The organism is Zoogloea sp., from assembly GCF_028689785.1.
GTDB lineage: Bacteria > Pseudomonadota > Gammaproteobacteria > Burkholderiales > Rhodocyclaceae > Zoogloea.
On the sequence record NZ_JAQVCN010000024.1, the window covers coordinates 16231 to 41421 of the forward strand.

Sequence of the window (25191 nt, forward strand, 5' to 3'; positions counted from 1 at the left end):
CATGGGTTACTCGAAAAGGCTGCTCTGCTTGACGATGTAACCCGCTGGCTTCTTCTGCTTCTCGATCACGCCTTCATTGATAAGCCGCTGCAACCACGCCTTGGCTTGAGCAGTGGTCACGTCCAGGGCTTCCGCGACTTCGGCGTCTTTCATCGGGGCCTTCAGCAGCAGTTGAATCACGCCTCGGACGGTCGCAAACAGCGTGTCCGCTGGTGTTGAAGCCGCTGTCTCCATCGGGCTGGCTGCTTCGGGGGCGGCTTCAGGTGCCGGGGTAGCCGAAGCAGCTAGTTCCGGCGTTGGCTCAACCAGTTCATCGATGGGTGCAGCGGCGGGTGGCCGCACTGGCTCGCTCGGCGCTTCGATCGCCGGTGTTGTACCCGGAGTCGAAGGTGTCGTGGGTGCAACGCCCGACGGTCTGTCTTCGGAAAACAGTGCAAGGCCTGACTGCGGTGACGGCACCGGCGTGGGCGCAGCAACCTCGAACACAGCTTCGAACGTATCGGCGTCTTGCGGGTTCGGCCAGGGGAGCGCTCCCTTGCTGCGCAGGGCATCGAGTCCGGGAGACGAAGCTACCGTGGATCGAACGTACACAGACACGAACTTGAGCTTGTCCAGCTGCTCGACGGCGCCCGTCCAGGTGCCGCCCTTGTTCAGATCGGAGCTGACAACCAGGGATGCATCGGCCAGCGCGTAGATCAGCTTGTTGCGCTGCATTGCGTTGCCGACGTTGAACCCCACATTCGGGTCGTAGGGCGAAATCAGCACCAGTTGGCCATCGAGCAGCAGATTGCGGTGCTCGCGGTTCATGGTCGTCTTCTCCAGACTGTCCGCAAGCACGCCGCTGACCTTGCCGCCCGCGTCAAGCGCACCGCGCATGGCGGCCTGGTCGATGCCCTTGGCACCACCGGATACAAGCGTTCTTCCAGCCCGAGCCGCCAACCGGCCCACCGCCATCGTGTAGTCGATCAACGAGTCGTCCACATGGCGAGAACCGACTACGGCGAGGCCGCCCGAATCCAGCAAGGCCATGTCGCCGCAGCCGTAGATGACCGCCGGGGCGTCTTCGCGCAGGCGGGCCTTCAGACGGCGGGGGTACTCTGCATCCGCGCGGCTGACCACCCAGATGGCGCGCGCCTGCCAACGTTCGATGACTTGGCTGAGGAGGAAGCCACGCCCTAGCAAGCGCTGCAGACGAGCTTCATCAATCACAGGATGGCAGGCCCGCAGGAGGTCTGCCGCATCTGGTGACACGAGGTCCGCAGGCTGGCGTTGTATCTCCCACAGGTGACGCGCGAGGCGCTTGTATTCGCCGGGCGACAGGAGCTCCGATGACGATGTACTGCGCCCAGCGATCAGCGGCGCCGTCAGCAGCAAGATCGCCTGGGTGTTGGGGGACAGCGCGGGCGTCATTCGTCGTGCCCCGTTTGAGAGAGCGCCATGGGGTAGACGTCGCCGCTTCCGCTCTTGCGCAGTAGCCACGCGGCCACGGTCAGCGTCCAGCGTGAGTCCACCATGTCATCGACCAGAATCACCGGCCCGTAGGGCACCGGCTGACCGTTGAGTGCCAGCGAGCCGTCGATGTTGCGCGCCTGCTGTGTGCTGTTTGCCATCGTTTTCTGTTCGGGCCTGGCGTCAGTTTTCGCGATGACCATATGAAACGGCAGACCCAGAGCCGCAGCCAAGCGCTTGGCAAAGTTGGGGACGAGATCGGGGTGCCGCAGCGAGGGCACGCACGTCACCCAGGTCGGTTTGGGCTGGGGGTTCCATTCGCGAATCATCTTCACGCACGCCCCAACCAGGTCGTCGGCAAACTTGCCGTCGTGGTATTTGCCTTGTCGGACCAGGCCCCCCCAACCAGCGTCACCCCATATACACAGGGCTTTGCCGGGCTGCGCAATATGTTCATGTGCGATACCTCGTGGTCCCAATGGGGCAAGGAGGCCATACTTAGGCATGCCGCCCAACGGCCACTGTTTGCGCGGTTGAATTGTTAAGCCAGTGCGCTGCAAGAATGCGGTCGCTTCATCAACCAATGCCTCGCCAACATGGGTCGGTAGTGGAGGAAGCATCGGGTCAGTGGCAGTTCCTGGATCGCCGTCGAGCGCCTCGACCAGGAAAGGCATGTGAGCACCAAATGGCAGACTGACGTAGTTCTCCATTTGTTGATGTTCGTCACGCCTCAAAGCAGTGAGTCGTTCTGCCCGCGTCCAGAATTCATCGCTCAACGTAGCGGCTGAGAGTTGCCACTTGCTGCCATCGAGGGCAATGGGAGACGAAGCCTCGAGGGAGAGAAGATCAAGCGTCTTTTCGATGCGAATCTTGCTCACATTGACTCGACTGAGAAGCTCTGGCATCGATAGCCCCTTTTCCTCGTCCTCGAGTGCCCCCAGAACACTGGCGACTTCCTCGCGGGTCGGGAACGCGCTTCGGATGAACCAGTCGGTGATGTTCGACTCTTCTTGACCGCTGAGCAGCACGCCGTAGGCGGACTCCAGCGCGCGCCCTGCGCGTCCCACTTGCTGGTAGTAGGCGACGACCGAGCCCGGCATCTGGTAGTGGATGACGAAGGCCAGATCGGGCTTGTCATAGCCCATGCCCAGCGCCGTCGTTGCGACGAGTGCCTTGACTTCGTTGTTGAGCAGCGCCTGCTCTAGAGCTTCCCTGCGGTCGCCAGCTTTGCCAGAGTAGGCCTCGACATTGAAGCCCTTGGTCTTGAGCCAGTCGGCAACTTGGTTAGCGTCTCGCACCGTCAGCGTATAGATGATGCCGTGGCCTTTCAGCGTTGCCAGCTGCTCTGCCAGCCAGGCAAGGCGCTCAGCCTGACTGGGTAAGCGGATCGTTTGCAGGGAAAGTGATGTCCGATTCAAGTCGCCTCGCGAGACGTCCAACTTCGGACCGAGCACGGTAGCAAGGTCCTCCATCACGCGATTGTTTGCCGTTGCCGTGGTAGCGAGCAGTCGCAGATTCGGCGGCAGTGTTTTGACGATCCGCTCCAGCAGGCGATAGTGAGGTCGGAAGTCATGTCCCCAGTCGGAGATGCAGTGCGCTTCGTCGATGACCAGCATCGAGATCTGTGCCGCGATGCCGGCCAGTACCTGCGTGCGGAAGCGCTCGTTAGCCAGGCGCTCGGGCGAGATCAAAAGAATATCGATCTCGCCACGGGCAAGCTTGGCTTCTACCTGGGTCCAGCTGGAAAAATTGTCGGAGTTGAGCGTGGCGGCGCGAACACCCATGCGCTCTGCCGCGGCGATCTGGTTGCGCATCAGCGCCAGCAGCGGGGAAATCAGCAGCGCGGGACCGTTGCCGCTGTCGCGCAGCAGCTTCGTCGCGATGAAGTAGACGAAGCTCTTGCCCCATCCGGTCTTCTGAACGACCAGCAGGCGGCCTCGCCCTTCGACGATGTGGCGAATCGCGCCTTCTTGGCCTCCACGGAAGGTTGCGTCGGCGCGTCCAGAGCCGATCCGGAGCAACTCCAGCGCGCGTTGTGTGTTGTAGGTCATCTCATGGCTCTCCCTTGTTCTTTTCAGGAGAGCGGTAGCCCGGTGCCAACACGGCGTTCTTGACGCCGTAGAGCGCCAGCGGGTCCTTCAGCCACAGCCTGAACTCATGGTCACGAAGGCTATGGTCAGGCGAGCAGTCCACGCTCCACTTGCGCAGGATGTAGCCTGCTGTTGCCGCGCGCAGCTTCATGCGCAACGACCCGTCCTGCATCCCGTAGTCCATCGCAGTGATCTCCGGACGTGGCTGGTCCGGATGCGGAACAAGCTCAAGCTCCACGATGCGCGTCCACTGGATGTCCTGGTCGCTGAGTTCGTGCGCTTCGGGGATTTCTCCCTTCAGCACCCGGGGACGCCTGATCCGCGTGATCACGAAGTCACGAAATTCCTGCGACTTCCGGTCGAAGGCCCGGACATGCCACCTCAGGCCGTTGTCGATCAGCGCAAACGGCACGACCTGGCGCTCGGCTTGGCCGTTGGATATAGAGTGGTACTCGATCGCCAGCGGGCACTCCTGGTGGATCGCCCGGGTCACGCTGGCCAGCACGTCCAGGTCCGGGTGAGTAAGCCGCGATGGACTCTCGCAAGCCACCCAGGCCTTGAGCCGCATTGGCTCCCCGTCCCCGAAACCTTGGGTCAACCAGGACAGCACCCGTTCAGGGGGAAAGTCGAAAACCGCCTGGAAGTCCGGTCCGAGGACGTAGGTTTTGGCTTTGGAGTCGTAGTCGATGTTGCCCGGGGCCAGCTCTTTGTAGAGTGCCAGATCCCGGCTGGCCGCAGCCGACTGGATGCCAAAACGTGCGACCAGATCCTGGCGGCGGATCTCCCCGATGAAGCGCAAGCGCAACTCCACGAACGCGAGGCGGTCGCGCTGCGGCTGAGTGAGCTCTGCAAGCTGTTCGTTCAACATCCTGAGGTTGCTCGTTCGAGTTAGCAAAGGCTTATGCGGATCATTTCAAAAGCATACGATCTGCACTATCGCGTGTCTACAAACGCGTTATAGTTTGTTGATCCGTCGCCTTACAATAACTAATTTCTACGCCCTGAACTTCAAAGAAAGCGCAATTGGCATGTGCTTTCAGCGCCCAGCCCACCCGCGTCCACGAGAAAAGTTCTTGGGCCATGACCGATCTTTACGTTTGGGGCTGACGAAAGGAACTGCGACAGACTCGCCCGAACAGTGAGCGAATTGACGCGCCACCACCCGCAGTCTCATGAGTTTCTGACCGGAGGAGATGGCATCTAGGACATCTTTAAGCTGGCTTTTCTCCACGGCATCGCACGCGGAGGCGGCGCGCTTTGCAGCAAGTAGCTTGGGGGTCGAGCCGTTCTGCGCCTGCGAGGGCCCCAGCGCGTCGAGCTTCAGGCAGCGGAGGGGTAACCTGCTGACTCATGAAGCCAGCCCCCAGAGCAGATCGACATGCTCTAGGTCATCGCGCGGAAGGCCATTGAGTTCGATGCCGATGTCCGTCGATATCTACACGAGAGCAAAGCGAAGGCTCTCCCTGCGGCATCCAAGGCCTGGCCACTTGAGTTTCAAACAGCACTTCGCGTGCACCCGCCATCGCGCGTTGGACAAAATTAATTGTCCCTAGCCTCATTTGGACAAAATAAATTGTCTCTAAAGGCGCCTTAGATGGACAAAATAAATTGTCCCTGCACAGAAAAATTCGTTGGGGCGGCTCAGGCGGCAGCCGGGCGCCGCAGCGGCGGTGGCACCATACCCGAGGCGAGGATCAGCCACGCCAGGGCCAGGCCGACGCCAAGCAGGGACACCGCACCGGCACCGACATGCTGGGCCAGCCAGCCGCCCAGGGCACCGCCCAGAAACAGCCCGATGGACTGCAGTGTGTTGTAGATGCCCAGGGCCGTGCCCTTGGCGTGGGGCGGAGCAATCCGCGAGATCCACGAGGGCTGGGTCGCCTCAAGCACGTTGAAGGCGATGAAGAACAGGGTCAGTAGAATGGCCAGTGGCCACAAGCCGGTGCCGCCCGAGAGGTAGAGGCCGGCCTGGACCACGAGCAGCAGCGCGATGGCGGAATTGAAGACTTTCTTCATGGCCCCCTTCTTCTCGGCCATGATGATGGCCGGCACCATCACCACGAAGGACAGCAGCACGGCGGGCAGATAGACCTTCCAGTGCTCGGTCATCGGCAGGCCAGCGGCGACCAGGCCGGCAGGCACCAGCACCCACATGGCGGTCTGCATGAGATGCAGGGCAAACACGCCAAAGTTGAGGCGCATCAGCTGACCATCGGCCAACACCTCGGAGAAACGCCCGGTGGCCCGGGGCACGGGCGGTGCGGCAGGCACGATGAAGAGCACGGTGAGCACGGCACCGACGGCCAGCGCAGCAGTGAGCCAGAACAAGCCACTCATGCCGATCAGCGCATACAGCAGCGGGGCTGCGACCATCGACAAGGCAAACACCAGCCCGATGGAAGAGCCGATCATGGCCATCACCTTGGTGCGGTGCTGGTCGCGGGTGAGGTCGGCCGCCAGGGCCGTGACCGCCGCCGAGATGGCCCCGGCGCCCTGCAGCACCCGGCCGATGATGACCGTCTGCACATCCTGGGCAAGAGCGGCCACGGCGCTGCCGAGAATGAACAGCAGCAGCCCGAAGACGATCACCGGCTTGCGCCCGAAACGGTCGGACGCAGCGCCGAAGGGGATCTGCAGGAAAGCCTGGGTGAGCCCGTAGGCACCGATGGCCATGCCGACCATCGCCACGTTGTCGCCACCGGGCATGCCATGGGCGTGCACCGCGAAGACCGGCAGAATGAGGAACAAGCCGAGCATGCGCAGAGCAAAGATCGCGGCCAGCGAAATGCCGGCGCGACGCTCGGCCGGGCTCATCTTGTCGTTGTTAGGAGAAGCCATCAAACGTGCTGCGTGGGGAGGGGCAAGAGGCGTATATTAACAGGTTGCCCAAACCCCGAACGCTCCATGGACGCCATCCGAATCCGCGGTGCCCGCACCCACAACCTGAAGAACATCGCGCTCGACATTCCGCGCAACAAGCTCACCGTAATCACCGGTTTGTCCGGCTCCGGCAAGAGCTCGCTGGCTTTCGACACTCTCTACGCCGAGGGCCAGCGCCGCTATGTGGAAAGCCTCTCGGCCTACGCACGGCAGTTCCTGCAGCTGATGGAGAAACCGGACGTGGATCTGATCGAGGGCCTGTCGCCGGCCATCTCCATCGAGCAGAAGGCCACCAGCCACAACCCGCGCTCCACGGTGGGCACCGTCACCGAGATCCACGACTACCTGCGCCTGCTGTATGCCCGAGCCGGCACGCCCCACTGCCCCGACCACCCCGAACACGCCCTGGAAGCCCAGAGCATCTCCCAGATGGTGGACGCGGTGCTGGCTCTGCCCGAAGAAACCAAGCTGATGATCGTGGCGCCGGTGGTCAGCGGCCGCAAGGGCGAGCAGGCCGACCTGTTCGTCGAACTGCGCGCCCAGGGCTTCGTGCGGGTACGGGTGGACGGCATCGTCCATGAACTCGACAACCTGCCGGTCCTCGACAAGGCCAAGCGGCACACCATCGAGGTGGTGGTGGACCGCCTCAAGGTGCGCCAGGACCTGCGCGGCCGCATCGCCGAATCCTTCGAAACCGCCCTCACCCATGCCGAGGGCCGCGCCATCGCCGTGGAGATGGACAGCGGCACAGAACACCTGTTCTCGGCCAAGTTCGCCTGCCCGGTGTGCAGCTTTGCGTTGGCCGAACTCGAACCGCGCCTGTTCTCCTTCAACAACCCGATGGGTGCCTGCCCCAAGTGCGACGGCCTCGGCCATGTGGATTTCTTCGACCCCGCCCGGGTCGTCGCCCACCCCGAACTGTCCCTGGCCTCCGGCGCCATCCGCGGCTGGGACCGGCGCAACCAGTTCTACTTCCAGCTCCTGGCCAGCCTCGCCAGCCACTACGGCTTCGACATCGAGACCCCCTGGGAAGAATTGCCCGAGCGTACCCGTGAAGTGGTTCTGCACGGCTCAGGCAAGGACAAGATTGCCTTCCGCTACCTGTCAGACGGGGGCAAGGCGGTGCTCAAGGAACATGCCTTCGAAGGCATCATCCCCAACCTGGAACGACGCTTCAAGGAAACCGACTCCGTCGCCGTACGCGAAGAACTGGCCAAATACCGGGCCAACCAACCCTGCCCGGCCTGCCACGGCACCCGCCTGCGCACCGAAGCACGCTTCGTGTTGATCGGCGGTCGAAACCTGTCCGAGATCAGCCGCCTGCCCCTGGGTCAGTGCAAAGCCTTCTTTGACAGCCTCAGCCTCACCGGCCAGCGCGCCCAGGTGGCAGACAAGATCGTCTCCGAAATCTCCAGCCGCCTGCAGTTCCTGATCAACGTAGGCCTCGATTACCTGTCCCTCGACCGCTCCGCCGACACACTGTCGGGCGGCGAAGCCCAGCGCATCCGCCTCGCCAGCCAGATCGGCTCCGGCCTCACCGGCGTCATGTATGTGCTCGACGAACCCTCCATCGGCCTGCACCAGCGCGACAACGACCGTCTGCTGGAAACCCTGCGCCGCCTGCGCGACATGGGCAACACCGTGATCGTTGTCGAGCACGACGAGGACGCCATCCGCATGGCCGACTACGTGGTGGACATGGGCCCCGGTGCTGGCGAACACGGTGGCCAGGTAATCGCCGAGGGCACGCCGGAAGACGTGGCCGCCCACCCCGACTCCCTCACCGGCGCCTACCTGTCGGGCACCCGCAGCATTGCCGTGCCCACCACCCGGCACCGCCCCGACCCCGAGCGCATGCTGCGCATCAACGGAGCCACCGGCAACAACCTCCGCGACGCCAGCATCGACATCCCGGTGGGCCTGTTCACCTGCGTCACCGGCGTTTCCGGCTCGGGCAAGAGCACCCTCATCAACGACACCCTGTATGCCCACGTGGCCCGCCATGTAAACGGCAGCAGCATCGACGCCGCCCCGTGTACCGGCATCGAGGGGCTGGACCACTTCGACAAGGTCATCAATGTCGACCAGAGCCCCATCGGCCGCACCCCACGCTCCAACCCGGCCACCTACACCGGCCTGCTCACCCCCATCCGCGACCTCTTCTCCGGCGTGCCCGAAGCCAAGGCCCGCGGCTACGGCCCCGGCCGCTTCAGCTTCAACGTCAAGGGCGGGCGCTGCGAGGCCTGCCAGGGCGACGGCATGATCAAGGTAGAGATGCACTTCCTGCCCGACATGTACGTACCCTGCGACGTCTGCCACGGCAAACGCTACAACCGCGAAACCCTGGAGATCCGCTACAAGGGCAAGACCATCTACGAAGTGCTGGAGATGACCGTGGAGCAGGCCCTGGAGTTCTTCAGCGCCGTGCCCATCGTCGCCCGCAAGCTCGAGACCCTGATGCAGGTCGGCCTGGGCTACATCCGCCTTGGCCAGAGTGCCACCACCCTGTCGGGTGGCGAAGCCCAGCGCGTCAAGCTGGCCCTGGAATTGTCGAAACGCGACACCGGACGCACCCTCTACATCCTCGACGAGCCCACCACCGGCCTGCACTTCGCCGACATCGAGTTGCTCCTGTCGGTGCTTCATCGCCTGCGGGATCACGGCAACACCATCGTGGTCATCGAGCACAACCTGGACGTCATCAAGACCGCCGACTGGCTCATCGACATGGGCCCGGAAGGGGGCGATGGCGGCGGCACGGTGGTCGGCGCCGGGGCGCCGGAAGACCTGGCCGTCAATGCCGCCAGCCACACCGGACGCTACCTGGCCAGGCTGCTGGCCCCCACGGCCGCCCCCTGACGCCCCTGAACACCCCTAGTCCGGCCCGCATCCTTGAGGGACATCTCCCCCCAGGTGCCCGCGAGCCCGGACTATGGGGTATTATGACTTTACCTAAATTGATATCCCGGCCCAGGGCGCTCGCCCGGGAATGCCGGTAGAAACACATACCGGAACATTTCATCTGGCGCCCCGCCCCCGCGCCCACGATGTCAAACCGCATCGCAGGCAACACATGGGATCACGTAGTTCGGGGGCACATCCTCAGGCAGTACTTCCCCCACCCGCAGGGCACAGCACCACCCCGTCGACCAGCGCGGGTACCCGCCTGAATCTCCCGCTCATCCGGCCCCAGTACCGCACTCCTCGGGAGCGGGCCGTAGAGCCCAGCACACCCGGCACCCAGCCCCACGCCTGCCTGTCCTCCATCGCGCCGAAAACCCGGCCGGACGCCCTACACCCGACAGGTGCAGCATGCCCTCGCAGTCAATTCGGCCAGGCCACCCCAGGAGCCCAGCCATGAGCCCTGACACCACAACCCACCGCGCCCGCATCCTGTTGATCGAAGACGATCAGCAGTTCGCTGCCGCCCTCAGCCTCAGCCTCCAAGCGGCCGGCTATGAAGTCATGACCGCCAGCAGGGCTGAGGACGCCCTCGCTCTTCTCGGCCAGCTCAACTTCCAGCTTGCCATCCTTGACGAAAAGCTGCCCTGCTCCGCTCGGCTGGAACTCGCCCCGCTGCTGCGTGAGCAGTACCGCCTTCCCTTCATCATGCTCACCAGCTGCCGGGGGGAATCTTGCGTCGAGCGGGCCATCATCGAGGGCGCACTGGCCTACGCCGTCAAGCCGGTGGACGCCCAGCAGGTGCCCCCGATGATCGCCACCGCGCTGGCTCGGGGGTCCGACATCGAAGCCCTGCGCGGCACCCGTGACCAGCTTCAGAATGCCCTGAACCAGGAGCGCGACATCAGCGTCGCTACCGGCATGGTCATGGTCCTGCTCGACCTGGAGCAGCCGGAAGCCTTTGAATTCCTGCGCCGTCAGGCTCGCTCCAGCCGACGCAAGCTCGGCGAACTCGCCCGCGAGCTGATCGCCAGCCGCGGGGTCGCCCTCAAGACATAGGAATTTCCACCGTAAACCCCCAGGCATGTTTCACCGCCGCCTGCCACGGCGACAGTAAAACGGGCCCCGCCCCCGCCCCAGACTGACTGCAGCCGACCGCCCACTGCGTACACCGCCCCGGGCGATGCGACATTTCACGCGGGGCACCATGACTGCCAGTTCCCACCACCGACCGGAAGCCGAGGCCTCCTCCGGCGAGACGCTCAACGCTGCTGAGGCCACCTACCTCAACCGCGACGCCAACCCTTTCGTCCAGATCCTGGTCCGAGCCGTGGAGCAGACCGACGACGCCGTCATGATCACCCGTGCCGACGGCATCATCGAATACGTCAACCCGAGCTTCGAGCGCATCACCGGCTATCGCGCCGGCGAGATCGTCGGTCGCAGCCCCTCCATGCTCGCCTCCGGCATGCACCCGCCGGCCTTCTACTCCGAGCTGTGGCACACCATCGGAGCGGGGGAATCCTTCCGCAGCGTGTTCACCAACCGGCGCAGCAGTGGCGAGCTCTACTACGAGGAAAAGACCATCAGCCCCATCCGGGGTGCCGACGCCACGATCAGCCACTTTGTCGCCACCGGCAAGGACGTCACCGCCCGCATCGCCGCCGAGCGCCGCCTGGAATACCTGGCCAACTACGATGCCCTCACTGGCCTGCCCAACCGCAGCCTGCTCCGCGACCGCCTCACCCAGGCCATCCAGCGCGCCCATCGCCAGACCAAAGCGGTAGCCGTGCAGTTCGTGGACCTGGACCGTTTCAAGCTCATCAACGACACCCTCGGCCACAACACCGGCGACCGGGTACTCATCGAAGCCGCCAGCCGCCTGCGCCAATGCCTGCGTGCCACCGACACGGTCGCCCGCCTGGGGGGCGACGAATTCATCCTGATCCAGGAAGACGTGGACAGCCCCGACGTGGTCGAACAGGTCGCCCGCAAGGTCCTCGAAGCCTTCGCCCCGCGCTTCCCGGTAGCGCCACCCCAAGGGCTCTTCGTCAGCGTCAGCATCGGTCTGGCCCTCTACCCCATGGACGGCCTAACCCCGGACGAACTCCTGATGCGCGCCGATCTGGCCATGTACCGGGCCAAGGAGGCCGGTCGCAACAGCTTCCGCTTCTTCGAGCCCGCCATGGACGCCAGCGCCATGCGCACCCTCACCCTGGAAGTCGCCATCCGCGGCGCCCTCGAAAACGGCGAGTTTGCCGTTGCCTACCAGCCCATCATCGACACCCACACCCAGCGCCCCATCGCCATCGAAGCCCTGCTGCGCTGGCACTCCCCCATCCACGGCACGGTGCCGCCCGATCACTTCATCCCCCTCCTCGAAGAAAACGGGCTGATCGTTCCAGTGTCGCGCTGGGCCCTGCGCGAAGCCTTGCGCCAGACACGCCACCTGCAGCAAAGCGGCCAGCCCGGCCTGCGCCTCGCCTTCAACCTGTCGAGCCGCCAGTTTCGCGACGTGGGCCTGCTCCAGGACGTCACCGCAGCCCTCGACGAAACCGATTTCGATCCCCGCCTGCTCGAACTCGAACTCACCGAGAGCGCCCTCATGGACAACCCCGAGGCTTCCGCTGCGGTACTCGAAGCCCTACGCACCCGGGGCATCCTCAGAGAATCCAGAACACTGATTGAACATCAATCTCGAAGCCCTACGCACCCGGGGCATCCGCTTGGCGGTGGACGACTTCGGCACCGGCTACTCATCCCTCGCCTACTTGATGCGCTTTCCGGTACGCACCCTCAAGATCGACCGCAGTTTCGTCCATGAGATGGAGCGCAGCCGGGAGGCAGCCACCATCGTCCGCGCCATCGCCTCCCTGGCCCACAGCCTCGGCCTCGACGTAGTCGGCGAAGGCGTCGAGAACGTCGCCCAGCTCGCTCTGCTCCAGGAGCTGGGCTGCCACCACATCCAGGGCTTCCTGTTCAGCCGACCGCTCGCGCCCAACGAACTGGCCCTATTCTCCCTGGCCTGAACCGCCCGGCGCCCCCAACGACAATGTTCCCGTGAGAGAGCACACCATGACCAAGCTGACCACCGCCATGCGCCTGACCCTCGGGTTCGGCGTCCTGCTCGTCCTGCTCATCACCAGCAACGGACTGGGCCTGCAACGCCTCGCCCTGTCCGATACGGCCATCGACGAGATCATCGACCGGGACTGGCGCAAGGCGGCCCTCATCAGCGACATCGAAGGGCTCGCCAACGCCAGCACACGGGCCGTGATGGGCCTGCAGTACAGCACCGATCGCCAAGGCGCCCTCAAGCTCATCGCCGACAACCGCGAACGCATCACAACCAAGCTGAACGAACTGGATACCCTCGTCACTCACCCCGAAGGCTTAGCCCTGATGACCCGCATTCGTGACAGCCGCCAGCAGTTCGGTGAGTCGTTCAGCGCGGTGCTCAAGCTCATCGAAACAGGCAAGGACGACGAGGCCGCCCGCCTCATCGTAAGCCAGACCGTACCGGCGCTGGAAAGCGTGCTAGCCGGAATGGACGCCCTGCGGGTATTCCAGGGCACGCTGATGCAGCAGGCCGGCGCAGACTCGCGGGCAACCTACGCCGCGTCCCGTAACCTGCTGATCATCGTGCTCGTCCTCGGTTCTGTCATCACGCTGGCCCTCGCCCGCTGGATCACCCTCTCGGTCACCCGCCCCCTTGGCGGCGAGCCCGACGCCGTCAAGGACATTGCCGACCGCATCGCCGCGGGCAACCTCGGCACCGACATCACCGTGCGTCCCGGCGACACCGACAGCGTCACCGCCGCAATGAAATCCATGCAGGACAGCCTCCGCAGCATGGCCATCCAGCTAAGCAGAAACGCCGACGCCCTCTCCGACGCCGCCCGAGAGTTGGCCCTGAACGCCAGCCAGATCACCCACAGCACCGAACAGCAGAGCGAATCCGCCTCCGCGGTCGCCGCCGCCGTCGAACAGGTCACGGTAAGCATCGCCCACGTTTCCGACCGGGCCGACGATGCCCATGCCATCACTACCGAAACCGGCGGCCTCGCCGATGAAGGCCGGCAGGTCATCGACGAGAACGTCGCCGAGATGCGGCGCATATCCGACACCGTCGGCACCGCCGCCACGGTAATCGAAACCGCCGGCAGCCAGGCCCAGACCATCTCCTCCATCGTTGGCGTCATCCGCGGTGTCGCCGACCAAACCAACCTGCTAGCGCTCAACGCAGCCATAGAAGCGGCCCGGGCCGGGGAGCACGGGCGCGGCTTCGCCGTCGTCGCCGACGAGGTACGCACCCTCGCCGAGCGCACCGCCAGCGCAACCACTCAGATCGGCGCCATGATCAGCGCCGTCCAGGACAGCGCCAACGCCGCCGTCACCACCATGGGGCAAGCCGTCGAGCGCGTTGAAGCCGGCGTACTCAAGGCCGAGCAGGCCCGCGAGTCAATGTGCCGCATCAGCAACAGCACCGGCCGCATCGTCACCACCGTCGGCGAGATCTCCCTCGCCCTACAGGAGCAGCGCACCGCCAGTTCCGACATCACCAGCCACATGGAACGCATTGCTCAGATGTCCGAAGAGAACCACGCGGCCACCCGCCAGGCCGCCGAGACCGCCGACAACCTGGAAGAGCTGGCCCTCACGGCCCGCGAAACAGCCCGTCGCTTCCGGGTGTAAGACAGGCGTCCGTCAGCACAGGGAGTACACTAAAGCCCGTCGCAACTTCCTCCACGCCCATGTCCGAACTCTGGTCCGCCCTCCGCCCCCGGCTGGAACGCCTGACAAACCCCCTGCCCCTGGCCGAACTGCTGCAGGCAGACAGCCATCGGGCCGAAATCGCCCCTCCGCTGCTCGCCGAACTCGAAGCCCTCGCCATCGACCCGACCCCCGCCCAGGCCGACGGTTACGTGCTGCATCTTTACGCCATGCTGCTCCTCGCCCGCTGGCGCGACAGCCGCGCCTACCGCCCGCTGGCCGAGCTCGGACATCTGGACGAAAGCCGGGTGGACACCGTCTTCGGCCAGCTCGTCCATGACAGCTACGGTCGCGCCCTCGCGTCCACCTGCGACGGCGATCTGACCCCCTTGATCAGCCTCGCCGACGACGACGGCGCCAGCGCCTGGGCCCGGGCCGCCGCCCTCGAAGCCCTGACCCTCGCCGCCCTCGAAGGGCGCTGCAGCCGGGGCCCGGTGGTGGACTTCCTCGCCGACTTCGGCAGCCGCGAAGCCCAGGCCCTCAAGGACGACCCCGAGCGCAACAGCGACTTTCCGCTGATCGACCCCGTCGTCACCCACCTGGCCGACCTGGGCGCCACCGAGCACCTGCCCCTGATCCGCGAGTGGTTTGCCGCCGGCCTCATCGACGACAGCTACGTGGACGCCACCCAGCTCGAAACGGACATCCAGCGCAGCCCCGCCGCCACCCTCGCCAGCGTGCGCGAAGCCGGCCATGGCCTGATCGACGACCTGATGCCCGAGATCGCCCTGTGGCCCCACATCCACCACATGCCGCCGGTCGAGCTGCCGCCCATCCCCCTCGGCACCCTGCGCGAACCCATCGTCCGCGACGAAGCCAAGGTCGGCCGCAACGACCCCTGCCCCTGCGGCAGCGGGCGCAAATACAAGAAGTGCCACGGCGCCAATTAAGCCGGCACCCGCTCCTGCCATCAGGCCGACGCACTGCGTCGGCTATCATGGCGCCCTCGCACCACTCCGGAATCCCGCCATGACCGACACCGTCCCCGACGTCCCCGCCGCCGCACCTGAAACCCGCTCCGGTTTCGATCTGGACGATTTCGAGGTGCGCGTCCTCGCCGTTCTCATCGAAAAATCCTTCGTCACCCCCGACACCTACCCCCTGTCGGTCAACGCCCTGGTCACCGGCTGCAACCAGCTCACCGGGCGCGAACCGGTGATGAGCCTGTCTGAAGCCACCGTGCTGGCCACCCTCGACCGCCTCGTCGAACGCGGCCTGGTCACCCAGCGCCACCAGGCCGGCGCCCGCGTCGCCAAGTGGGAACACCAGATCCGCCTGCGCCACTCCCTCACCCCACCGATGCAGGCCGTGCTCACCATCCTGATGCTGCGCGGCGCCCAGACCGTGGGCGAGATCCGCGCCCGCTGCGAGCGCATGCACACCTTCACCTCCACGGCCGACGTGGAAGGCGTGCTTGAGCGCCTCAACGACAAGGGCATGGCCATTCAGCTGCCCAAGGCCCCCGGCACCAAGGAGGCCCGCTACACCCACCTGATGAGCGGCGAAGCCGCCGCCCAGCAAAGTTTCGAAACCGGTGAAAGCAGCGCCCCCCGCGGCGGCCGCGTCGGTGAGCTCGAAGAGGAAGTCCGCCGTCTGCGCCAGCAGCTCGAATGGCTGACCAACGAGTTCGAGGAATTCCGCAAACAGTTCCAGTGAGTCCAGGCATGCTCGTCCACCCCCAGTTTGACCCCATCGCCATTTCCCTCGGCCCCCTGGCCGTACGCTGGTACGGCCTCATGTACCTCGTCGCCTTCGTCCTCTTCGTGATCCTCGGCCGCGTGCATGCCAGGCGCCGGCCCGAACTGGGCTGGGATGCCCAACAGATCGACGATCTGCTGTTCTACGGTGTGCTGGGAGTCATTCTGGGCGGACGGCTGGGCTACGTGCTCTTCTACAAGCCCGCCTATTACCTCTCCCACCCGGCCGAAATCCTGGCCGTTTGGCAGGGCGGCATGGCCTTTCACGGCGGTTTCCTGGGCGTGCTGGTGGCCATGTGGCTGTTCGGACGCAAGACAAACCGCCCCAGGCTCGCCGTCACCGACTTCATCGCTCCCCTGGTGCCCCTGGGCCTGGCTGCCGGGCGTCTGGGCAACTTCATCAATGGCGAACTGGTCGGGCGAGTCACCGACGGCCCCTGGGCCATGATCTTCCCCCAGGTGGACGCCCTGCCCCGCCACCCCTCGCAGCTCTACCAGTTCGCACTGGAAGGGGTCAGTCTGTTCCTGATCCTGTGGTGGTTCTCGGCGAAACCCCGCCCCCGCGGCCTGATCTCAGCCGTTTTCCTGATCGGTTATGGCGGCTTCCGCTTCATCGCCGAATTCGGCCGCGAACCCGACGACTTCCTTGGCCTGCTCACCTTCGGCATGTCCATGGGCCAGTGGCTGTCCCTGCCGATGATCCTGGCCGGCCTCGCCATGGCGGCCTGGGCGGTGAAACGGCAGGACTAGGGTCCTGGCCGGGCAGGCCCCGGCCAGGACGTGCAGCGGAATCGGATTGATCCGGAATTACGCAAGGCGCTGTGCGCGTTAGCGCTGGGAAGCGCCTCCCCCCGACCGGCTGGGTTCTCCAGGCACGAAGAGCCGCCCGGGGATAGTGATTACATACTTGGCGCGAACATAGCCCTGCGCAATGGGTGCCTGTCGCTCAGCATCTCCGGCACCACCCTAGCCGGGGATCAGATGCCCGAGCCCCCACAACACCCCCATGCCGGCGATGAAGGGCAGCCAGGGGTTGCGGAACAGCAGGGCGGCCAGCACCGCGGCCACGGCCGCCGCCAGCCGGGGGCTGAACAGGGTCAGCTCGCCACCCGACACGAAGATGTCCGGCGCCACGATGGCTGCCAGCGCCGCGGCCGGGGCATAACGCAGGGCCTTCTGCAGGGATTCGGGCAGGGCCGCTCGCTCACCCAACACGATGAAGCTGGCCCGGGGCAGGGTCGTCGCCAGGCCAAGCAGGATGAAAAGGCCCCACAGGGTCCAGTCGTAGTTCATGGCAGGTCCTTTCCGCGCCAGCTCTCGGCGGCAAAGCCCGCCGCAATGCCACCCACAATGGCCACGATCACTCCCAGGCGCAGGGGCATGCCGCGCAGGGCCACGGCGAGGCCGCCGCCCACTAGGGCCGCCACCAGCATCGGCCGCACCCGGGCCATGGGTACCAGCAGCACGATCAAGGCGATGGTGGCCATGAACTCCAGGGACCAGCCCCGCGGGATCGAGCCCGCCGCCATCACCCCACAGAAGGCAAACAACTGCCACAGCAGCCAGGACCACAGGGACGGCCCCAGGTAATAACCCAGGCGCCAGTGCGGGTCGGGATGGGACAGCATCTTCTCCAGGCAGGTGGCGAAAGCCCCGTCGGTGAGCAGGTGGCCGGACAGCCAGCGTGCCCCCAGGGGCACGCCATGAAACCCCCGGGCGATGGCAGCACTGAAGATGATGAAGCGCAGGTTGAGCACGAACGCGGTGATGACGATCAGCCATACCGGCGTGCCGGCGGCGATGAGCGGCAGGGTGCCGAGCTGGGCCGTGCCGGCAAACACGATCACATTCATGCCCATGGCCTGCAGCGGCGTAAAGCCGGCCCCGGCCATGGTCAGACCGGTAACCAGCGCCCAGGGGATGAGGCCGACGGACAGGGGCAGGAAGGCGCGAAAGCCCTCCAGCAAGCCGTCCCGGAAACGCGGGGACATGCCCACTCCTTTCAGAATCGAGCGGGCGACCTTAGCACGCGCCCGTTTCCGGGGCTGTCGGGGTTAACGTGAAGGTCAACTCCGCCCCCCCTCAGCCCTCCGCCAGCACGCCCTGCAACACCAGCCCCCACAGGGCCAGCAGCACGAGGTTGCTCAGGGCAAACACAGCCAGCCGGTGATAGACGTTGTTGTAGCTGAGATGGATCAGGCTGTGCACCACCCGCAAGCCCACGTAGGCCCAGGCCAGGCCGAGCTGCAGCGCCGACTGTTGAGCCGTGACGAAACCGATCAGCCCCACCACATAGAACAGCACCGGCAGCTCCAGCAGGTTCATGTAGTTGCGATTGGGCAGACACACCTCCGGCGGTACGGCGGCCGACTCGCCGAAGCGGAAATCGGCTGGCCTCACCCGCCCGGCCAGGCCGGCGCCGATGCGCCGGTAGGCGATCAACACCAGGATCAGGAAGGTCCACCCGGAGAGAGCGAACAGGGGGTACAGGATGGACGACTTCATGGCTCAGGCCGGCCCGTCGGCGGGGGGCAGCAACGCGAAGAAGTGATAGGCCGACTTGCCCATGCCCTCGCGCTCATAGAAGCGGTGGGCGTCGGTGCGCTGCAGGCCGGAATCCAGGTGCAGCCGGGCGCAACCCTTGTCTCTGGCCAACTGGCGCAACCACGCCAGCATGGCCGCTCCGTGGCCACGCGAGCGCAGCTCGGGGGCCGTAACGAGATCATCGACATACAGGAAAGGCCCCCGCGCCAGGCTGTCACCCAGGCGAAAACCTGCCACCACAGCCACACGCTCACCCTCAAGCCCGTAGGCCAGCCCATAGCCTGTCAGGGCCAGACTGCGGACCCGGGCAACGAAATCCGCCTCCTGCAGATCCGGACGCAGGGCCTGCATCACCGCAAAACAGGCTGCAATCTCTGCGTCCGTGGACGCCACTCGCACTTCCATTCTTCTTTCCCTTCCATACGCCGGACGCTCCGGCCAGCGCGTCACGGTAAAGGCATCGCGCCGGCAGGGCAACGGTGTATGCCGCCCTTCAGCGCGGCTTGAAGGGCTCGAAGCGGGCCGTCTCGGTCTTGCCATCGGCAAAGCGCAGACTCACCAGGGCTTTAGTGGCCGGATCGGCGGTGTAGACCGCCGTACCCTCCAGCCGGTCACCGGCCGCTGCCAGGGGCACCGTGAGCTTACCGGCGGGCGCCAGCAGCACCACACTGCCGCTGGCGCCCGCCGGGGCGATCTTGCTGCCGCCATGGTCGGAGAGATAGACCTTCACTGGCGCCGGCTTGCCGCCGCGGGCATCCCGGGCCAGCACCAGTTCGATGTGATAGGCCCCGGCCATGCGCAGCTGGCCGCCGTGAGGGGCCTGCATGGCATCCAGGGTGGCGTCGTCGTGGGCCAGGGCCGGAGTGGCCGCAAGCAGGGCGGCGGCAAGGGTGAGGGCAATGCATTTCATGGAGCAACTCCTTTGATGGGGTTCAGGGGAGGGACGGCACTCGCCGCCCCGGGGCTTTCAATCAGAGCCGGCCCGCCGTAGCGGCGGAACAGCAGGGGTGTCAGCAGGGTGTCGAGCAGGGTCGAGCTGACCAAGCCGCCGAAGATCACCACCGCCACCGGGTGCAGGATCTCCTTGCCCGGCGCATCGGCAGCCAGCAGCAGGGGCACCAGGGCCAGGGCTGCGGTGAGGGCGGTCATCAGCACCGGGGTCAGGCGCTCCCGGGCACCGCGCAGGATCAGGGCGTCGCCGAAGGCCTCGCCCTCTTCTTGATGCAGGTGCAGGTAGTGGCTGATCTTGAGGATGCCGTTGCGGGTGGCGATGTCGGTGAGGGTGACAAACCCCACCAGCGCCGCCACCGAGAGGGGCTGACCGGACAGCCCCAGGGCCAGCACCGCCCCCACCAGGGCGGCGGGGATACCGACCATCACCATGGCCACCAGGCGCACCGAACGGTAGCGCCCGTACAGCACCAGAAACACCAGCGCCAGGGACAGGGCCGCCAGCCAGGCGATGCGCGCCTGGGCGTCTTCCTGGGCCTGGAACTGCCCTTCGATGCGCACCGACACGCCCTGGGGCAGCGGCATGTCGGCCACCATCCCGCGCATCTGCGCCACCGCCTCGGAGAGGCTGCCGGCCACGTTGGCCGACACCACGATGCGGCGCCGGCCGTTGTCGCGGGCGATCTGATTGGGCCCGTCGCCCTCCTCGATGCGGGCCAGCTGGCCGAGGGGCACGCTGCCGCCCCCGGGCACGGCCACGGGCATGCTCGCCAGCCGTGCCGGGTCGCGCTCGTCATCGGGCAGGCGGATCACCAGGTCGAAGCGCCGCGCCCCGTCCACCACCTCGCCCACCCGCTCGCCGCCCACCAGGCGCGCCACCACGCCGAGCACCTCGGCCGGCGCCACGCCGTGGGCCGCCAGGGCCGGGTAGTCCAGCGCCACCCGCAACTGGGGGATGCGCACCTGCTTCTCGATCTGCAGGTCAGCGATGCCCGGAATGGCGGCAAAGCGCCCGCGCAGGTCTTCGGCCAGGCTGCGGATCTGGTCCAGGTCGTCGCCCTGCACCTTCACCGCAATCTGCGCCCGCACCCCTGACAGCAGGTGATCGAGGCGGTGCGCAATCGGCTGCCCCACCGACACGCCAGCCGGCAGGCGCGCCAGCCGCGCCCGGATGTCGGCGATGACCTCGGCCCGCGGCCGCCCGTCGGCGCGCAGATCCACCTCCAGCTCGGAGCTGTGCACGCCCTCGGCATGCTCGTCCAGCTCGGCGCGGCCGGTGCGCCGGCCCACCTGCAGCACCTCGGGCACCCCGCGCACCAAAGTCTCGGCCAGCTGCCCGATACGGGTGGACTCGGCCAGGGACACACCGGGCTGAAGCAGCACGTTGATGGTCAGGGTGCCCTCGTTGAAGGGCGGCAGGAAGGTACGCGGAAAGAAGGGCACACTGGACCCCACAGCCACCACCAGCACCGAGGCCGCCACCAGCACCCGCCCGCTGCGCGGCAACGCCCAGCCCAGCAGGCGCGCCTGGGCATCCTTGAGGCGGGTCACCAGCGCCCCGTCCCCATGCCCGAGCTGAGGCATCCCGGGCAGCAGGAAGAAGCACAGCACGGGCGTCACCGTTACCGCCACCGCCAGGCTGGCCAGGATGGAGACGATGTAGGCCAGCCCCAGGGGCACGAACAAGCGCCCCTCCATGCCCGGCAGCGCAAACAGGGGCACGAACACCAGCACCACCGTCAGCGTCGCCAGCACCACCCCGGAGCGCACCTCGCTGCAGGCCCGGGCGATCACCGTCAGCACCGGCAGCGGCACGGGGCGCTGGCGGTTCTCCTTGAGCCGGCGCAGCACGTTTTCCACGTCCACCACCGCGTCGTCCACCAGCTCACCGATGGCAATCGCCAGGCCGCCCAGGGTCATGGTGTTGATGGACAGCCCCATGGCCCGGAACACCAGCACCGAGGCCAGCAGGGACAGGGGAATCGCCACCAGCGAGATCACGGTGCTACGGGTGTTCATCAGAAAAGCGAACAGCACGATCGCAACCAGGATGGCGCCATCACGCAGGGCCTCCTGCACATTGCCCAGGGCCGCCTCGATGAAGTCCGCCTGGCGGAAAAGGAAGCGCGGCTTGGCGATGCCCTGGGGCAGGTTGGCGGCCACCTCGTCGAGGGCGGCTTCCACTGCCCGGGTCAGGGCAATGCTGTCGGTGCCGGGCTGCTTCTGCACCGACACGATCACCGCCGGCCGCCCGTCGAAACCCGCACTGCCCCGGGCCACCGCCGGGGCAAAGCCCACCTCGGCCACCTGGGAGAGGCGGATCGCCACCCCCCGCGGGCTGCCCACCGGCAGGTTGGCCAGATCCTCGATGCGCCGGCTGCGACCCACTCCACGCACTAGCCACTCCTGCCCCTGGCGCTCCAGGAAGCCCCCCGCGCTGTTGGCGGCAAAGCCCGCCACGGCAGCCTCCAGCTGGTCCAGGCGGATGCCCAGGGCGCGCATCTGCGCCGGGTCGGGCATCACCCGCCACTGCTTCACCCCGCCGCCGATGGGGATCACCTGAGCCACTCCGGGCACCGACAGCAGCCGCGGGCGCAGCACCCAGTCGGCGTATTCGCGCACCGCCATCGGGTTGGTGCTGGCCGGGTCGATGGGCAGGGCGATCAGCAGCACCTCGCCCATGATGGAGGCGATGGGCCCCATCTGCGGCGCCACGCCGGCAGGCAGGCGCTCGCGCACGGCCGTCAGGCGTTCGGCCACGCTCTGGCGGTTGCGCCAGATGTTGCTGCCCCAGTCGAACTCCACATAGACGATGGACAAGCCGATACCCGACACCGAACGCACCCGGGTCACCCCCGGCATGCCATTCATGGCCGTCTCCAGCGGAAAGCTGACCAGTTGCTCGACCTCTTCCGGGGCCATGCCACCGGCCTCGGTCATCAGGGTCACAGTCGGCTTGTCCAGGTCGGGGAAGACATCCACCGGCAAGCTGCGCAGGCCCAGCATGCCGGCCACCATCAGGGCCAGCGCCCCGGCCAGCACCAGCACCCGGTTGGCCAGGCTCCAACCCACCAGGCGATCGAAGAGCGTCGTCGGGGCACTCACCGCACGCTCCCCAGCAGGTGGGCGCCCTGCACCACCACCCGCTCACCGGCGGCAAGGCCACTCAGCACCCGCACCCGGCCGGCGTCCAGCGCCGCCACCCGCAGCCGCCGCGGGGCGAAGCGCTCCGGCGCCTCGTGCACCCACACGCTCACCTCCTCGCCGTTGCCACCGAGGGCCTCGCGGGGCAGCACCACGGCCTTGCCGGCCGGCCCCTTGAGGCTGGCAAACACCTTCACCGGCTGGCCCACCGCCAGGGGCGGGGCGCCGGCCACGCGGAACAACAGGGGCAAGGTGCCTTCCCGCAGGCTGCGCCCGCCCCCCGCAAAACGCAGCTCAAGGACAATGCCGCCTGCCTCGCCGCGGGCCGTATCCAGCCCCGCCATCAGGGCGGGGTCATAGGCCAGGGCCTCGACCATCAGGCGGTCGGGGCGCAGTACCTCGAACAGCTCGGCCCCGGCCTCGACCCGCTGCCCGGAGCTGGCCCGGGCCACCGCAACGACGCCCGCCACGGGTGCGCGCAGGGCCTCGCGCCCGTCCAGGGCCGTGCCCAGGGCGGCAAACTGGCGCGCCAGCCCGTCGGCCTCGGCCTGGGCCGCATCGATGTCCTTCTGCGCCACGCTGCCCTCCAGCCGGGCCAGCCGCGCCGCCCGCTGACGGGCGATGCCGAGCCGCGCCTCCACCTCGGCCCGCGCCGCCAGCCGCGCCGAACGCTCCAGGGGCGGCAGGCTGGGGCGCAGCCAGGCCAGCACCTCGCCCGCCTTCACCGCCTGCCCGGGCAGGGGCAAGCCCCGCGGGCCGGCCTCGATGACGCCCTCAAAGGGCGCCTGCACACGCCCACCGGCAGAGGGGTCGGCCACCACCCGGCCGCTCAGCTCCACGCTGGCAGAAACTTCACTTTCCCGGGTCACCTGGGTACGCAACTGCCACAGGTGCTGGGAGGCCTTGGCCACCTGCAGCCGGCCGTCGGCCAGGCGCCGCGGGGCATCCACCGGCGAGGTCGCCGCCGGGGCCGTGTCGGCGGCATGTTGATGGCCTTCATGGGGCAGGCCGCTCAGGGGCCACAGCAGGGCCGCAGTCAGCAGTGTGCGCTTCATGCTGCAGCCCTCCGGCGACGCAGCCACAGCGCGCCGGCAGCCAACACGGCCAGCCCGCCGATGGTCGCGGGCAACATCACACGCCCAGGGGTCGGCACACCGGTGGCGGCTTCTGCCGGCAGCACCAGGGTGGCCGGCAGCAGATCCAGTGCGGTCCCCGCCTGCACGGTAAAGACAAGCTCATGGCTTCCCGGCCGGGCCAGGCCCGTGACATCGACCCGGTAGCTGCCGTCGCCGGCCGGCCGGGCCACGCTCTTCCAGGCGCCGGCCTCCACCTCGATCTGCGCGTCGGTGACCGGCGCGTTGTCGCTGCCCCGGTCCAGCCACAGCAGCATCTGCCCGCCGTCTACGGCGGCGACCAGATCGAAATCCTCACTTCGCGCCGTGGCGCGGGGTGACCAGCCGACCTCGGCAGCGGCCGGGGTAGTGCCGTGGTCGTGGCCTTCATGGGCCCCGGCCGGCAGAGTGATGAAGAAGATCGCCAGAGAGGCGATCAAGTTACGGGGGCTCATTCGGCACTTCCCTTCAGGTAGTCGCGCCAGGCCTCGGCCTGTTCGCGGGTGTAGTGGGCGCGGAGGGCCGCGGTATCGGCGTCGAAGGCGGCGGTGCGGGCCCGCAGCAGCGCCTCCAGGGGGCGCTCGCCGAGGCGCCAGGCGGTGTCGACCAGGCTCAGGTTGTCGGCGGCCAGGTGCTGGCGGGCCCGGGCGGCGTCTTCCAGACGGGCCGCGGTGGCGAGCTGGTCGGCGGCCTGGGCCCGGTCCTGCTCTAACTGGCTGCGCAACTGCTCGGCGGCCACGGTACGCTCGGTCACGGCGGCAATGGCCGCGGCCTCCCGGGCGGCGCTGCGCGGGGCCGAGGCCAGCGGAATGACCAGGCGCAGGCTGACCGAGTCGCCATACTCGGCGCCGCTGGCGTCACGCTCCCGGCGCAGGCGCAGGCCCAGCTCGGGGTTGTCGCGCAGGCTCTGGCGGGTGCTGGCCAGGCGCGCCTGGGCCAGGGCCGTTGCCTCCCGGGCGGCCACCAGCCCGGGGTGGAGGGAGGCCGGAGTCTCTGCAACCGCCGGCCCCAGGGTGGGGGGCGGCGTGCTGCCGGCCAGCACCTGGAAGCGCCGGGCCAGCTCCTTCACCGCCAGGGCCTGCTCGGCCACGGCGGCCTCGGCGGCCAGGCGTTCGGATTCGGCCAGGTTCAGATCGAAGCGCGGCGCCTCGCCGGCCTTGACCCGCCGGGCCAGATCGTCAGCGAGCTGGCGAGCCACCGCCAGGCGGCGCTCGGCCACGCCAGCCTGGCCCGTGGCCAACAGCCAGGCCAGACGGGTGTCCACCAGGCGACGCGCCAGATCAAGGCGCAGGGCCTGACGCTCGGCATCAAGGGCGCGCAGGGCGACGGCGGCCTCGTTGCGGCGGGCCGCCGCCTGGCCGGGCAGCCACAGGGGCTGGGCATATTCCAGCTCCCACTCCTGGCGGCCACGGTTGTCGAAGGGGCGGTCGTTGCGGTTGGCGATACCCACCGCACCGGGGCCGGGCGCCCAACCGGCGGCCATCTCGGCCAGGGCGGAGAGCTCGTCCCGGCGGGCATCCAGGGCCCGGGCCGCGGGGTCGCGCTGCCAGGCGGCGTCGAGCAACTCGCTCAGGCCGGCGCTGGCGGGCCGCGCCGTCGCCACCAGGGCACAGCACGACAGCAAAAAGAGGGCGAACAGGCGTCGCATGA

At 67.2% G+C, this 25191-nt stretch carries 21 protein-coding genes; 8 read left to right on the top strand and 13 right to left on the bottom strand.

The annotated features are described in order from the left end of the window. Positions 1-6: 6 nt before the first annotated feature. The 4 genes from PHI64_RS12100 to PHI64_RS12115 form a co-directional block, all read right to left on the bottom strand. A complete protein-coding gene (locus tag PHI64_RS12100) occupies positions 7-1410 on the bottom strand; it encodes a DNA-processing protein DprA (RefSeq protein WP_299882977.1) in 1404 nt (467 codons plus the stop codon). Then, complete coding sequence (locus PHI64_RS12105) at positions 1407-3500, bottom strand: RecQ family ATP-dependent DNA helicase (protein ID WP_299882979.1); 2094 nt, start codon at positions 3498-3500, stop codon at positions 1407-1409. The genes PHI64_RS12100 and PHI64_RS12105 overlap by 4 nt, the downstream gene beginning before the upstream one ends. A 1-nt stretch (position 3501) precedes the next feature. Further along, positions 3502-4407 carry a WYL domain-containing protein gene (locus PHI64_RS12110; protein ID WP_299882981.1) on the bottom strand — a complete coding sequence of 302 codons (906 nt, stop codon included), beginning with the start codon at positions 4405-4407 and terminating at the stop codon, positions 3502-3504. 773 nt (positions 4408-5180) lie between these two features. After that, the gene (locus tag PHI64_RS12115) at positions 5181-6377 is read right to left on the bottom strand and encodes an MFS transporter (protein WP_299882983.1); all 1197 of its coding nucleotides are present in this window, start codon (positions 6375-6377) and stop codon (positions 5181-5183) included. Between the two features lie 66 nt (positions 6378-6443). Here PHI64_RS12115 and uvrA point away from each other — a divergent pair, with 66 nt between their 5' ends. The 8 genes from uvrA (at position 6444) to lgt (ending at position 16540) form a co-directional block, all read left to right on the top strand. Then, the gene (gene uvrA, locus PHI64_RS12120) at positions 6444-9278 is read left to right on the top strand and encodes an excinuclease ABC subunit UvrA (protein WP_299882985.1); all 2835 of its coding nucleotides are present in this window, start codon (positions 6444-6446) and stop codon (positions 9276-9278) included. A 498-nt stretch (positions 9279-9776) separates the two neighbouring features. Further along, positions 9777-10379 carry a response regulator gene (locus tag PHI64_RS12125; RefSeq protein ID WP_299882987.1) on the top strand — a complete coding sequence of 201 codons (603 nt, stop codon included), beginning with the start codon at positions 9777-9779 and terminating at the stop codon, positions 10377-10379. Between the two features lie 148 nt (positions 10380-10527). Next, positions 10528-12144: a bifunctional diguanylate cyclase/phosphodiesterase gene (locus PHI64_RS12130; RefSeq protein ID WP_299882989.1), complete on the top strand. Its 1617-nt coding sequence runs from the start codon at positions 10528-10530 to the stop codon at positions 12142-12144. After that, on the top strand, positions 12053-12349 hold the full coding sequence (locus tag PHI64_RS12135) for an EAL domain-containing protein (protein ID WP_299883064.1): 297 nt from the start codon (positions 12053-12055) through the stop codon (positions 12347-12349). Before PHI64_RS12130 ends, PHI64_RS12135 begins: the two co-directional genes overlap by 92 nt. A 46-nt stretch (positions 12350-12395) precedes the next feature. Beyond that, positions 12396-14015, top strand: a complete 1620-nt coding sequence (locus tag PHI64_RS12140; RefSeq protein ID WP_299882991.1) for a methyl-accepting chemotaxis protein — start codon at positions 12396-12398, stop codon at positions 14013-14015. A gap of 59 nt (positions 14016-14074) precedes the next feature. Further along, the gene (locus PHI64_RS12145; protein ID WP_299882993.1) at positions 14075-14983 is read left to right on the top strand and encodes a DUF1186 domain-containing protein; all 909 of its coding nucleotides are present in this window, start codon (positions 14075-14077) and stop codon (positions 14981-14983) included. A gap of 79 nt (positions 14984-15062) precedes the next feature. Next, positions 15063-15749 (top strand): YceH family protein, encoded by a 687-nt coding sequence (locus tag PHI64_RS12150; RefSeq protein WP_299882996.1) that lies wholly within the window; start codon positions 15063-15065, stop codon positions 15747-15749. An 8-nt stretch (positions 15750-15757) separates the two neighbouring features. Beyond that, entirely contained in the window at positions 15758-16540 is a 783-nt protein-coding gene (gene lgt / locus PHI64_RS12155; protein ID WP_299882998.1) for a prolipoprotein diacylglyceryl transferase, read from the top strand. A 216-nt stretch (positions 16541-16756) separates the two neighbouring features. On the opposite strand, the gene PHI64_RS12160 is transcribed toward lgt, so the two are convergent. The 9 genes from PHI64_RS12160 to PHI64_RS12200 all read right to left on the bottom strand — a co-directional run bounded on the left by PHI64_RS12160 (position 16757) and on the right by PHI64_RS12200 (position 25189). Further along, positions 16757-17083, bottom strand: coding sequence for an AzlD domain-containing protein (locus tag PHI64_RS12160; RefSeq protein WP_299883000.1), 327 nt, complete (start codon positions 17081-17083; stop codon positions 16757-16759). After that, entirely contained in the window at positions 17080-17781 is a 702-nt protein-coding gene (locus PHI64_RS12165; RefSeq protein WP_299883003.1) for an AzlC family ABC transporter permease, read from the bottom strand. The genes PHI64_RS12160 and PHI64_RS12165 overlap by 4 nt, the downstream gene beginning before the upstream one ends. Before the next feature lie 91 nt (positions 17782-17872). Then, positions 17873-18295 (bottom strand): MAPEG family protein, encoded by a 423-nt coding sequence (locus PHI64_RS12170; protein WP_299883004.1) that lies wholly within the window; start codon positions 18293-18295, stop codon positions 17873-17875. Between the two features lie 3 nt (positions 18296-18298). Beyond that, positions 18299-18739, bottom strand: a complete 441-nt coding sequence (locus PHI64_RS12175) for a GNAT family N-acetyltransferase (protein WP_299883006.1) — start codon at positions 18737-18739, stop codon at positions 18299-18301. Positions 18740-18827: 88 nt separating this feature from the next. Next, a complete protein-coding gene (locus tag PHI64_RS12180; protein WP_299883008.1) occupies positions 18828-19244 on the bottom strand; it encodes a hypothetical protein in 417 nt (138 codons plus the stop codon). After that, positions 19241-22390, bottom strand: coding sequence for an efflux RND transporter permease subunit (locus tag PHI64_RS12185; protein ID WP_299883010.1), 3150 nt, complete (start codon positions 22388-22390; stop codon positions 19241-19243). The genes PHI64_RS12180 and PHI64_RS12185 overlap by 4 nt, the downstream gene beginning before the upstream one ends. Beyond that, on the bottom strand, positions 22387-23484 hold the full coding sequence (locus PHI64_RS12190) for an HlyD family efflux transporter periplasmic adaptor subunit (RefSeq protein ID WP_299883012.1): 1098 nt from the start codon (positions 23482-23484) through the stop codon (positions 22387-22389). Before PHI64_RS12190 ends, PHI64_RS12185 begins: the two co-directional genes overlap by 4 nt. After that, a complete protein-coding gene (locus tag PHI64_RS12195) occupies positions 23481-23996 on the bottom strand; it encodes a hypothetical protein (protein WP_299883014.1) in 516 nt (171 codons plus the stop codon). Before PHI64_RS12195 ends, PHI64_RS12190 begins: the two co-directional genes overlap by 4 nt. Then, positions 23993-25189, bottom strand: coding sequence for a TolC family protein (locus PHI64_RS12200; RefSeq protein ID WP_299883016.1), 1197 nt, complete (start codon positions 25187-25189; stop codon positions 23993-23995). The genes PHI64_RS12195 and PHI64_RS12200 overlap by 4 nt, the downstream gene beginning before the upstream one ends. Positions 25190-25191 lie beyond the last annotated feature (2 nt).